10 protein-coding genes are annotated in these 12,880 nt (G+C 49.8%); all 10 read right to left on the minus strand.

What is annotated here, in order from left to right:
- Window positions 1-41: 41 nt before the first annotated feature.
- Window positions 42-2,018: an O-antigen ligase family protein gene (locus JWG39_RS05935; RefSeq protein ID WP_205218460.1), complete on the minus strand. Its 1,977-nt coding sequence runs from the start codon at window positions 2,016-2,018 to the stop codon at window positions 42-44.
- Window positions 2,019-2,121: 103 nt separating this feature from the next.
- Entirely contained in the window at window positions 2,122-4,380 is a 2,259-nt protein-coding gene (locus JWG39_RS05940) for a GumC family protein (protein ID WP_205218461.1), read from the minus strand.
- A gap of 133 nt (window positions 4,381-4,513) precedes the next feature.
- Window positions 4,514-5,332, minus strand: a complete 819-nt coding sequence (locus JWG39_RS05945) for a polysaccharide biosynthesis/export family protein (RefSeq protein ID WP_205218462.1) — start codon at window positions 5,330-5,332, stop codon at window positions 4,514-4,516.
- A gap of 14 nt (window positions 5,333-5,346) precedes the next feature.
- Complete coding sequence (locus JWG39_RS05950) at window positions 5,347-6,660, minus strand: outer membrane beta-barrel protein (protein ID WP_205218463.1); 1,314 nt, start codon at window positions 6,658-6,660, stop codon at window positions 5,347-5,349.
- A gap of 45 nt (window positions 6,661-6,705) precedes the next feature.
- Window positions 6,706-7,119 carry a hypothetical protein gene (locus JWG39_RS05955; protein ID WP_205218464.1) on the minus strand — a complete coding sequence of 138 codons (414 nt, stop codon included), beginning with the start codon at window positions 7,117-7,119 and terminating at the stop codon, window positions 6,706-6,708.
- Between the two features lie 511 nt (window positions 7,120-7,630).
- Complete coding sequence (locus JWG39_RS05960; RefSeq protein WP_205218465.1) at window positions 7,631-8,443, minus strand: Cof-type HAD-IIB family hydrolase; 813 nt, start codon at window positions 8,441-8,443, stop codon at window positions 7,631-7,633.
- A gap of 500 nt (window positions 8,444-8,943) precedes the next feature.
- The gene (locus tag JWG39_RS05965) at window positions 8,944-9,957 is read right to left on the minus strand and encodes an ABC transporter ATP-binding protein (protein ID WP_205218466.1); all 1,014 of its coding nucleotides are present in this window, start codon (window positions 9,955-9,957) and stop codon (window positions 8,944-8,946) included.
- Entirely contained in the window at window positions 9,954-10,892 is a 939-nt protein-coding gene (locus tag JWG39_RS05970; RefSeq protein ID WP_205218500.1) for an ABC transporter ATP-binding protein, read from the minus strand. The genes JWG39_RS05965 and JWG39_RS05970 overlap by 4 nt, the downstream gene beginning before the upstream one ends.
- A gap of 57 nt (window positions 10,893-10,949) precedes the next feature.
- Window positions 10,950-11,873: an ABC transporter permease gene (locus JWG39_RS05975; RefSeq protein ID WP_205218467.1), complete on the minus strand. Its 924-nt coding sequence runs from the start codon at window positions 11,871-11,873 to the stop codon at window positions 10,950-10,952.
- Window positions 11,870-12,847, minus strand: a complete 978-nt coding sequence (locus tag JWG39_RS05980; protein WP_205218468.1) for an ABC transporter permease — start codon at window positions 12,845-12,847, stop codon at window positions 11,870-11,872. The genes JWG39_RS05975 and JWG39_RS05980 overlap by 4 nt, the downstream gene beginning before the upstream one ends.
- Window positions 12,848-12,880 lie beyond the last annotated feature (33 nt).

A 12,880-nucleotide genomic window follows, 5' to 3' on the forward strand; every position in this document is an offset into this window, starting at 1 on the left:
CCCATTCCCCTGCCTGTGAATCCGTCAATACAAAATGGGTATTACCTATGGGGCAGAATGTCTTCCATTTCAGCTTTGGAGAACTTCCAGTTTTTCAGGAGTGGTCTGGCCTGTCTGACACGGGAAGGATATCTTTTAAAATGGTCCTGCAGAACCTGCTTTGCCTCTTCCCGCCTTCCTTTCCGTAACAACCATTCACACCAGGGGAACACAAGAGCATTTTTGTTCAGGGCACGTTTATACCCCTCCTGCATAAATGCAACGGCCTTATCACTCTGCTCTTTCGGGAGTTGCGCTGCCCATTGCATGAGGTAATGACCTGCGAGTGGACGGAGTGCAACAGCTTGCAAGCATGCTTTCCCCGCTGCTGCATGGTTACCGACAACTCTTTCAAGATTCGCAAGGGCTGCAGGGTAAAAACTTTCAAAGGGTGCAAGATGGGCAGCCTGGACCAGTGCCGTTCGCACCTCTGCCTGTTTCTCTGTATTCAGACAGCTGCTGATGTAGATATTCTGGACTTTTGTGTATTCGCTGTTCGCGAGCAGTTTCCCCGTTTGGACTGATAGAAGAGCGCAGGTCAGCAGGAGGGTGCAGAGCAGTGTAAATCCGGTGGAAACACGGGTACGTTCCTCCAGCAGTGATGCGACTTCAACTCTGTGAAAGCGTGCGCGGGTAATAGAAACAAGCAGGCCGCAGAGGAAAAAGAAATAAAGACCATCGGCGCCATTGTGCAGATTAAAGTCGACTATGCAGTGCATTAACATGGCACAGATAGCGGTGATGGCACCGATACCGAGCAGCCGGGCGAAGGTATCATGACGTCTTTTGAGCCATTTCCATCCTCCTGTGAGAACTGTCAGTACAAACCAGGCTGCAAAAAGAAATGTTAGTATTCCTCCATCCGTAAGAAGCTCAAGATATTCATTGTGGGCATGGTCGACCATGTTTGGGGTGACAACACTGCGGTAGGAGGGGTTCAGATCCATGTAAGAGCCAAATCCGGCACCAAACCATGGATAGTCTTTTATTATCTGAAATGTATCCTGCCATATCGAAAAACGACTATCATAAATCTGTCCCTTTGTATTTATGGTTTTGCCCAATTCATTTAAAACCTGATCCCAGCCAAACCATCCGAAGACAAGTGTCGCAAGGGCCACGATAACGAGAATCTCTTTTCGCCGCGATACTCCTTTGCGCAAGTGGCCAGAAAGAAGAGTGAAGAGGATGAGAGAAAGGGTAAGGGTAAGGATTCCCCCGCGGCAAAGGGTTACCAATACAGAACTGAAGAGGATTATGAAGCATGTCCCGAGGAGGATATAGCGATTCGTCCGCGGCGAGGAGAAAAAGGTGACGAGCTTTTGTCTGAAGGTGTCACTATTTCCTCGCGGACGGTAGAGCAGGAAGAGCGCGAGGGCAAACGGGCATATTGCCTCAATGAATGCGGCATATTGATTGATATTGACCCAGGGACCGCCGGGGTGTCCACCAGGGGAATGGCGAAACCAGTAGATGTTTCCATGGCTGGTGAATTGCTGGAGGATGGCGAGAACAGCGATGCCGGTGGCAAAATAAATGATCAGCAGAAGCGTGGGTTTTATGCGGTTGCCGCTGCGCATTTGTTGAATGGTAGTAATATAGAAAAGTGTGTAGCAGGCATAGCGGAAAAACTCTTCAAGGGTTTTAGCCCGGTTTATACTGAGCGGAATCCATCCCTCATAACCCGTTTGGAAAAGAGGTGAATATGCATGCCAGACAGCTGGAGACAGGGCTTTGATGATCCCGGGTGGTAAGGGGATCATCTGCATCAGCATGAAGAGTAAAATAAGAAAAAGGGGTGTAATTCCAGGGACTTTCAGCCAGGGGTCCCCGTGCTTTTTCAATGAAAATGTTGTTGCAAAAAACGCGATGAGGATGAGCACTTCAAGAATATAAAGAGACCAGAATTCAACAGTCCCAAAGGCAAGAGGCGCGAAAAGAAGGGGGAGAAGATACAGCTTTTTTGAGATACTTTGCATGAGTCTCCAGGGGCTGAATCAGATGACTTGTGGCTCTGGTTCTATAAAACTCTTACACTGTCCTTCCTTTTTACCGGGAGGGACAGTGTAAGCTGTGGGTATTTCAGCCTTTGCCTTCCTTTTTGCCGTCAGGCTTTTTTTCTCCAAAATCATCAGTGTAATAACTGGAGTAGCTGGCGTAGTAAGACTTGCCTGTTCCTGGATTGAAAGAGTTGAGGACAAAACCGAGGATATGGGCTTTTATGTCCTTCATTTTTTTCATTCCCACGTTGAGCGTGTCAAAGGTGGTTTTCTCGTACAGAACAACCACGATGGTCCCATCGACTATTGCGGTAAGAGCAAGACTGTCACTGACAGGCTGAACAGGCGGGGAGTCGAGGATCACAAAATCATATTTTTCACTGAGAGCAGCCAGCAAATGCTTCATTTTCTCTGAGGCAAGCAACTCCGCAGGATTGGGAGGTATCGGGCCGGAGGTAACCAGAAGGATATTTTCGTCATCAACATCCTGTACGTTGATTTCAGCGGTATTTCCGGTGAGGTAGTCGCTCAAGCCGCTCTCATTCTCCACATTCAGGCGGATATGGGTCGTTGGTTTGCGCATGTCACAGTCAAGCAGCAATACTTTTTTATTGTCCTGGGACAATACTTTTGCGATGTTGATTGCCGTAGTAGTCTTTCCCTCTCCCTGATCCATACTTGTGATGAGAATCTTTTTTGGAGGCTTGTCTGCTGAGGAGAGCAGAAGGCCGGAGCGGATCAATCGATAGCTTTCAGCAAAGGGGGAGAGTGGGTGATCTTTCAGAAAAGTTTTGATATTTTGCTTCTTCTGATTGACGAACTCCACTGTGCCGAGCACGGTGCGACCGTATCTCTTTTCCAGCTCGCTCTCAGCTTTCACCGTGTTATCGAGAAATTCCAGAAAAAAAGCCATACCGAATCCGAGGGCGAGACCCAGAACTGCACCAAGTGCAAGGAGCTTTTTGGCATTCGGTTGAGATGGGTACACGGGAACTTCCGCTTTTTTCACTACCCAGATATTTACTGATTGTGATTGATCGGTGATACCGGTTTTCTTGATGTTTTCCTGTAACGTGTCATAAAACATCTGGTTGCTTTCCACCTTGCGCTTGAGGCTGGTATACTGGATATATTTTTCACTGGAATTGATAGCCTCGTCTTTCGCGCTGTTCAGAAGATCACGAATATTCTGTTCCTGCGATTTCGCAAGGGAGTATGTATTCCTTGTGGAATCGATAATTCGCTGAATCTCGAATTGACGCTCATTATAGAGTACTGCCAGTTCATCCGTTGCCTGGATCATCTGCGGGTGACGGGGGCCATATTTTTTAGAGAGTTCTTTCTGTTTCTGCTTCGCCTTATAAATATTGACACGCATATCTTTCAATACAAGACTGTTGGCAAAGATTGGAATTTTTTCAAGTTGCCTGGAACTTTTCCCTGCTTTTTTAATCTGTGCGAGAACTGCCTCTGTCTCTTTACGCTGCGCCTCAGCGCGGGAGAGTTGCAGGACAAACTCCCGCATTCGCTGCGGGTTGACTGCTATGCTTTCCTCAACCCTGACAAGTCCATTCGCTTTCATATACTTCTGCAGAGCCCGCTCGGAGTCCTCCAGCTTTATCTTTTCAACTTCCGCCTTGTCCGTCATCCATGTCAGCGAGTAGTTGGCGGCAGCGAGTTTGATCTCCATCATCTCGTCTTTATACGCCTTTACCACCGCTTCAGTAATCATCTTCGCAAGCAGCGGGTTCTTGAAGGTATAGCTGATGGTAACAATCCTTGTGTTGCGGATCGGTTGAATCTGCAACTCCTCGCTTAACTGGTTTGCAAGAATGTCTTCTTCTGAAAGAGAGGTCGCGATGCCGCTTTCTGCGGACATTTGCAGGAGCTGGCTGGCATGAAGACTGTCATGTCCACCCATGAAATCAGTGATCCTGTTGATCTGGCTTCTCAACCCCTTTGCCATTGTGTCAACGAAGGAGGGGGCACTCTCTTTCTTGAAAAAGAATGTGTGATACTTCCCTGTGAGATCAAGATCCTTCACTACCCGGCGGGCAACGTTGAGACTCTTGATAATCGCTGACTGGGTTTCTAAAAAATCAGAATCACCGGCATACGTCTGTATGTCCAGCCCCTGGGTTCCATGGTTTCTTTCAATCAGTACGTTGGAGCTGGCGGTGTACTGGGGAGTCATGGTAAAATTGGCAATGGTTGCCATCAGGAGGACAATGAAGAAAATTATGGTGATAAGACCTTTCCTCTTGAGGACGACCTGAAGCAGGCCGCGGAGGTCTATTTCATCTTCAGTGCTGTTTTCCTGTTGAGTTTCGTGCTGTTGCATATTTTTCCTGTCAGAAGACTGTTCTGAGTTTCCGATGTTTTCTATTGGTTTGGCTGAGGTTTGGCTGATAAGAAAGGATTACAACATCCTCGTCCTGAACGGCGGGGATTTCCGCGCATTCAGTTAAAGGTCTCTAAAAAAAGCTTTCTGGAACAACAATTACATCATTGTCCTCGACAGTGGTGCTGTTCAGGTCAACATCTTTGTAGATCTTTTTCTGACCGTCCACCTCTCGAACAATGCGGACACTGCCCCTCGCGGCCTTGCCATTGAAGCCGTTGGCAAGAGCGATCATTTGCAATACAGTGGATTTTTTGCCACAGGGGTAAGAGCCCGGCTGGGAGACTTCACCGGTGATATAACACATGGCCGATTTGGAGACCATGACCGTATCTCCGTCCTGAATGGCATAGTTCTGGCTGAAATCTTTGCCGGTTCTGAGATTGTGGAGATTGACGGAAATAATCTGGTCTTTTCCCTCCAGTGTACGTTTTATGGTTGCTGTATCACCGGCATCCTGTTCAATTCCCCCAACCCTGGAAAGCAGTTCGAGAAGAGTGATCGGGCCGCTCAGTTCAATCAATCCAGGCTGGCGGACCTGTCCCAGAACAAAGACTTTCTTGCTGCGGAATTCTTTAATGAAAACGTTTACCTGCGGGTTGACAAGGTAACCATCGGCGAGCAGGCGGGTCAAGTTCTCACCCACCTGAGAGACTGTGAGATCCTTTACTGTTACCCGTCCGAGAAGAGGCATGACAATGGTCCTGTCCAGGGAAACTTGTACGGTGGTTGTCATATCGTCATTGTTGTATACAGAGATGTTAAGAACATCTCCGGGGCCGACAATATAATTATTTCCGGCCAGCAGCGGGGACGCTGCCAGCAACAAATAAAACAGCACTGCAGGTAATATGCTGCCTGCAGTGCGCATAGCGTGAAGCAATACTTTCACAGTTTTTGTGCTCCTTACATGCTGATGTTCAAACTGAGCATCACTGTATTTGTGGTGTACTCGTAAATATCAGAATCAGAGGTCCGATAATCCCATGAGTAGGTCAGTTCCGTCATCATCCAGTCATACACGGAATACTGAAGGGATGGTGTCATCGAATAACGGTTATCCGTACGGTCCGAGTCATCATAGTTTGTATAGTCAGAATTTTCCCAGAGTCCGTTAATCATGACCGCAAATTTATCGGAAATATCCTGGCGGAAACCGACGTTAATACCAGTGACGGTTGTGTTAAGAGAAGTGAGAGAGCCTGATTCGTCGCTGCTCCTGTGGCCGCTGAGGGTAAAGCCTGTTTTGGAAGATATCCGGTAATCGGCTCCGAGTTCAAAAGCCAGGTTGTTCGAATCATCCCCTGAAGTTACAGCATCATCATACTCTCGTCTTTGATAACCGGCTTTCGCATGAAGTTTAATTTTGTCGGACTTCTTCCAGTTCATACCTGCGTAAACAAAGTGTTGATTACTGTCTTTTTCTGAGGCTGTATCGTAGGCGACATCGACAAATTTATATTCCAGGAAAAAAGAAGTCTTCACACTATAATCAAAGTAGGTGTAAAGATCTACAGCGTTATCGCTTCGGTTGAGATCATTGTCAACGCTGTCATCGTAATCAAGATAGAAATTGGAATAGTCCGTCTTGAGACGAAATTTTTCACTGATCCGGTAATCCGCAGTGGCCATGGCAAGGTTGGAATCATACTCACGGACAGATCGGTCGGAGGAGCTGGTATCACGAAAAGAATCACTGGAGGCCTTATAGGCATCAAGTACCTGCAGGGAGAGCCCACCGCGCATATTATAGCGAAAAAGGCCCTGGGCATCCCCTCCAACGGAGTTGAGATCAGAATCTTCCGAATAGGAAAAGGCATTAATATCGGCCAGTGCGAAGGCCTGGTATCGTTCAGTACCCGTTTGATTATCCTTGATCTGACTCTGCAGTCCTGCGGGGGAGGTGTTGTTTGGGGTAATTGCTACCGGCAGTTTCTTCGAACCTGGCAAAGTGAGCCAGATACCTGGGTTGAAGCGGGTTTTCCAGCTGTCTACCTCATTATCATTGTCATAAAAAAGGTTGTCCGTCCAGGATTCTTCAACTCGAAAGAAGGGGTGAACATAACCGCTTTCCATGCCGAATAGAGTCTCCGTTGAAGAGGTTTTCTCTTCAATCAGGAGACTGTCGTCGTTCGTAACTGCTTCCGCTGCATAAACCGGGGCTGCCAGAGTGAGTGCAACAAGTGTATAATGTACTGTTTTTCTTTTAAATATATTCATTATGCTCCTCTTTAAGCGAAAAATGAAAAATAGATGCAATTTAGATCAGAACGTGTAAGGACTTACTGACTCTGACTCGGGAGGATCAACGCTGCCTGTAGAGGTGCTGGGGGTTCCGCCCGATTCTATAAACTGTGCGGAGGCAGCGTTAACAATAGTCATATCAATCCCAGCTTCCTCTGCCGCAGCCTGGATGACCTCGCCCGAAATATCAGCTACATACATGGCATATACAATATCCTGAAGCTGCTGATCATTAAGACCGGCATCAACCCCTCCTTTCAGGATTTGAGCGGGAGAAAATCCCTCGCTGAGAGCCCAGGTTACCGCAGCAGACGGACTTTCATTGCTCACTTTATCTGCGAATGTACTCTGAGCATCCTGATTCCAATCGGCAGCAAAAGCAAGCGAACTGGAAAGCATAAGAACAACAAAAATTGTACAAATTTTTCTCAGCATAATTTTCTCCTTTTTATAAATAAGACTTAACTTCCCTCTTCTCAAATATCATCAGGGAACATTGAGTAATCGTCCCTCTTCTTCGTTACAGTCAAAAAAGATATCTTCGCAGGCAGGTGCCATGCTCCGATATCAAAGCTATAAATACTGTATATTTTCTCCTGTACATCGAATATGAACGAAATACAAAATTACTTGAAATAACCACTATCATACAATTTTTTCAAAAAAATGAATAGCTTTTTCAAAGCAGCCTTTCTAAAGCTTTTTTCGCGTTTTTTAACTGTTTTTTAACAAAAAAAGCAAATAAATTAGCATGTTAACCCACCTGATGTCAATAGCGCTGGAAACAGGTGAATTTCCCCGTGTATCCTGTATCAGGAAAGATGTTATTTTTATTGCCTGCCCTGCTCGCATCAATTTTTATATACGCAATTATTGGAAGAAAAGTCAAGGGGATATCTGGCCAACTTCAGCTTCTTTGTCGTCATGTTGAAGAAAGGGGGAGCATTCAGAGAGGGTTTCCGATCAGGATGTAGTCTATTGTATTTTGCACGGCATTATCATTGTTGTTACCGATGATAATTCGTGCAGCTTTCTTTGCACTTTCTTTGGCATTGACAGGAGCGAAGCTGAATGGCGTCATGCGCAGCATCTCAACATCATTGCTGTTGTCGCCAAAAGAGGCGACTTCCCCGTCTCGTACCTGCCAGTGCTGCAGCAGGTGGCGAAGGCCGGCGGCCTTGGAGACATCATTACGCAGCAGGTCAGTGAAGCAGTTGCCGCTGTCCACGAGGCGCAGGCTTTTGCCCCGTGCCGGAAGGGTCAGAGTGGTGATGAGATTCTCCCTGTCCTGTGGGGGAATCCAGATGGCGAGTTTCAGGATGGGCTCCTTAATCTCCGTAAAAGCTGCAATCCTGGCAGGAGAAACATAGTAAGGATGGAGTGCGTTAAGCGTGGTCTCGGAGAGAGAACTCAGGCAAAAAGCTTCGTCCCGGCAGCAGGCCACGGTGATAATTCGGGGAAATCGAGGCAGAAGGGCGAAAATCGGGGCAAGCTGCTCCTGACTCATGCCTGCGGTGAGGAGTATCTTCTCACCATCAAGAACATAGCCGCCGTTTTCTGCCACAAAGCCGATCTCTTTTTTCACTTCAGGGAGATAGCGGTGCAGAGTGGCGAGCCGGTTGCCACTGGCGGCGACAAAATGAATTCCCTGCTGCCGCATGGTGGCAAGCTGCCGCAGAAAGCGCGGCTTGTCGTACTGTTTGTGGTCGTCGAGAAAAGTGCCATCCATATCGACGGCAAAAACTTTGAGAGTTGTCATGTCTGGCCTTGTCTGAAGGGTAGCTGGAAGAATCTTGTATTTCGTTCATATTCGAGGAGCAGAAGGGAAAAGGGAGAAAGGAGACAGGGAAAAGCAAAAGAACGGAACAGCGAAAAGATTTTTCTGCCAACGAATAACTGCTCGAATAAGGCGAATAAAGGCAAAAAGCGGAAAAGCGGAAAAGCAATTTTTACCGCGAAGGACACGAAGAACGCGAAGAGTAAAGATAGAACAACAGCAATTCCTTGTTTAATTTTAAAATCTTTTTTTAAAGTTTTTTGCCTTTATTCGAGTGGTTAGAGCTTTTATTCGTTGGCAAAAAGTTTTTCGCTGTTCCGTCTTTTGCTTTTCCCGTCCTACCTGTTTTAATACAAAAAAATCTTTATTCTCAAATGCTTTTGCTTTCCTTCGCGTTCTTCGCGGTAAAAAAAAATGTCTTACCGTCTTTCGCCTTTGTTTTTTCCTTTCTCCCGTCTCCTTTCTCCCTCTTTCCTATTTCTTCAAAGCCATTCAAGGCGACCCTCTTCCACTCCGTGGCAGGCCACCACACGGCCGTCCGCCGCAGTAATCAGTGCGGGAACCTCCCGGCGGCATCGCTCGTCGGCGTGGGGACAGCGACCGTGGAAGACACAGCCAGTAGGCAGGTTGATTGGTGTCGGGACATCTCCAGGCAGCCGCAGATGGTTAAATCCTTCACTGCCAAACCTGGGAATGGCTGAGAGCAGGGCACGGGTGTAGGGGTGTTTCGGGTCTGTATAGAGCTGCTCCGTTCCGGCAAATTCGCACAGTGAACCGAGATACATCACTACCACCCGGTTGGAGATATGTTCCACGACGGAAAGATCATGACTGATAAAAAGATAGGTGAGCCCCTGTTCTTCCTGCAGGTCCATGAAGAGGTTGAGGATCTGTGCCTGAATAGAGACATCAAGTGCGGCAATGGGCTCGTCAGCGATAATAAACTCCGGCTTCACCGCCAGCGCCCGTGCAAGAGAGATTCGCTGCCGCTGCCCGCCCGAGAATTCATGAGGATAGCGTTTGCGCCAGTCGGGATCAACGCCCACCTGTTTCATCACTGTTGCCACCCGATCGTCCGCCTCGGAGCGTGAGACATTCGGGAAGTGGAAGCGAATCGGCTCCAGCAGGGTCTGATAGACCGTCATGCGTGGATTGAGCGAGGCGTAGGGATCCTGGAAGACCATCTGCATCTTCGCGCGCCAGGGTTTGATGGCCGATGAGGAGAGGTTGTCCACCCGTGTGCCGTTGTAGAGCACCTCGCCACTTTCCGGCCGATATATGCGGATCACGCAGCGCGCGAGGGTCGATTTTCCGCAGCCGGACTCGCCGACCACACTCACTGTCTCGCCCTTTTTTATGCCAAAACTTACTCCATTAAGCGCATGCACTACCGTCTTTTTTCGGTGGATTCCCCCCTTGAAACGGATCTCCTCCAGCAGGCCGCCGGAGATGTCAAAGCGTTTGACGAGGTTCTTTATCTCTATGAAATCACTCATTTTTCTTCCTTTCCTGCGGCGTCCTTGACCATGTGGCAGGCCACCAGCCCGCCGTTTTTCTCTTCGAGGCGGGGAATCTCTCTGTGACAGATCTCTCCGCGCAGTTCACATCGATCATAAAAGGCGCAGCCCGGCGGGCGCTCCTGCAGGCTCGGCATGTTGCCGGGAATCTGATTCAAGCGTTTCCGCCGCTCCACCTTCTGCGGCAGCGCCTTGAGCAGTCCCTGTGTGTAAGGGTGCTGCGGGGTGTTGACGATTGCTTCTGTGGACCCGAGTTCGGCGATTCGCCCGGCATACATCACCGCGATGCGCTCCGCCACCTGACTGACGACGGCAAGGTCATGGGTAATGAGAAGCAGCGCCATCTCTTCTTCTTCGCAGAGCTTGAGCAACAGTTCCATTATGTCCGCCTGGATGGTGACATCCAGTGCGGTGGTCGGCTCATCGGCGATAATCAGCGAGGGCGAGGTAAGCAGGGCGATGGCGATGACGATGCGCTGGCGCATGCCGCCGGAGAATTCATGGGGATACTGGGTGAGTCGCTTCTCCGGGGAGGGAATGGCCACTTTCTGCAACTTGCTCAGGGCGAGCTTCTCCGCTTCGTGTTTGCTGATGTGGCGATGGGCCTTGAGGGTTTCAATCATCTGCTGGCCGATGGTCAGCACCGGATTGAGAGTCATCATCGGATCCTGGAAGATCATGGAGATGCGGTTGCCACGGATATTGCGCATCTCTTCTTCGGAGAACGTGGCAAGGTCACGTCCCTCAAAAAAGACCTGCCCGCCAGAGATATAACCGGGCCTGCTGACGAGGTTGATGATGGCGAAACCGGTTACCGATTTACCCGCCCCGGATTCTCCCACGAGACCGAGCCGCTGGCTGCGGTCCAGATCGAAACTGACGCCGTCTACTGCGGTGAGCACGCAGTCCCGCATTTTAAAGGCGACGCTGAGCTCACGAACCGAAAGGAGAGGTTCTTGTTTCTGCACGGTTTAGTCCTTGTAGAGTTTGGGATTAAGGTAGTCCCGCAGCCAGTCGCCGAGGAGATTGATGGAGAGGATCAGTACCACGAGGGCAATGCCGGGAAAGAGGCTGATCCACCATGAGCCGCTGGCGATATAGTCAAAGCCCGATTTAATCAGTGAGCCGAGAGATGGCTGGGACGGCGGCATGCCGAGGCCGATGAAGGAGAGCGCTGCCTCACTCATAATGGCGTTGGCCACCTGCACCGTGGAAATAACCAGTACCGGGGTCATCGTGTTGGGGAGAATATGGCGGAACATGATACGCCACTGGGGAAGACCAATAACCCGTGCCGCCTCCACATACTCCTTGTTCTTCTCCGCCATCACCGAGGCGCGTACCGTACGGGCATACTGTGGCCATTCGGCGAAGCCGATGACCAGTATCAGCAGACCGAGGGCGTAGTCCGAGTACACCCCCATTCCGAAGATTCCTTGAAACACGGCACTGATAAAGATTGCCACCATATAAGTGGAGAAGCTGAGCTGCACGTCGGCGAGGCGCATCAGCAGGGCTTCCAGACGACCGCCCTTGTAGCCTGCGATCAATCCGATAATGATACCGATCAGCGACTGCAGCACTACTGCCCCCACGCCGATGAGTACGGAGACCCGCATGCCGTAGAGCATGGTGGAGAGCATGCCGCGTCCCTGCGGGTCGGTGCCGAGCAGGAAGCGGCTGTCGGCATCAGCAGCTCCAGTCCAGATTGGCGGCAGTTCCGCATCCATGATGTCGATGGTGGTCTGGTCATAGGGATTGTGCGGGGCAAAGAGCGGTGCACCAAAGCTGGCCACGATAAGAAAGAGCAGCACAGTGGCACTGCCGATGGCCATCGGATCGCGGAGAAAATTGTAGAAAAGGTTGGAGCCGGTAATCTTTTTGAAGAATCTCATTTCCCTCCTCCGGTTCTGATCATCGGGTTGACGTAACCGTAGATCACATCCACCACGGTGTTGACCACCACAAAGATAAGCCCGACGAAGACAAGATAGGCGACCATCAGGGAGGTGTCTGCGTCCTCCACCGCTTTAATAAACATCGAGCCCATGCCTCCCCACTGGAAGACCGTCTCCGTAAGGATCGTGAAGGCGATCAGCGTCCCAAGCTGCACACCGCCCACCGTGATGACTGGCAGCAGGGTGTTCTTGAAGGCATGGACGTAGAGAATCCTGTTTTCCTTCAGTCCCCTGGCGCGGGCGTATTTTACATATTCCGTCTGCAGGGTTTCCGTCATCTCCGCACGAATCAGGCGGATGAAGAGCGGCAGCATGATGGAGGTGAGGGAGATGGTGGGCAGGAAGAGATGGGCAAGGCCGCTCCAGGTGAAAAAGCCTGATTTCCAGCCGGGGAAGATCTCCACCAGCTCACCTCGGCCAAAGGAGGGCAGCCACTGCAGCCACACCGCAAAGACATAAATCAGTAGAATTGCGGTGAGAAACACCGGGATGGAAACGCCGATTATACTGCCGCCCATCGCCAGGCGTGCCCACCATGATTTCGAGTGAATCGCGGCGTAGATTCCAATCGGAATAGAGAGCAGGACAACGAGAATTGATGTGGTGAGAACCAGTTCAAGGGTGGCCGGGGCTTTGGAGAGAATCACCTGTACCGCCGGTCTTTTATATTTAAACGAATTGCCGAGATCGCCATGCAGAGCACCTTTGACAAAGCGGAACCACTGAACGGGGAAGGGATCATTCAGGCCGAGTTTGTCCCGGAGGGCATCACGTTCCGCCACAGAGACTGAGATGCCGGTAATTTCGCGCACCGGGTCGCCCACGCTCTGTTTAATGGCGAAGCCGATGACGCTGATAACCAGCATCACGAAAATGGCCTGGGTAATACGACGAATAATAAATGCAAACATGGGCGCGGTTTATGGGCGGGTTGAGGTTAAAAA

This window comes from Desulforhopalus vacuolatus, assembly GCF_016918505.1.
Taxonomy (GTDB): domain Bacteria; phylum Desulfobacterota; class Desulfobulbia; order Desulfobulbales; family Desulfocapsaceae; genus Desulforhopalus; species Desulforhopalus vacuolatus.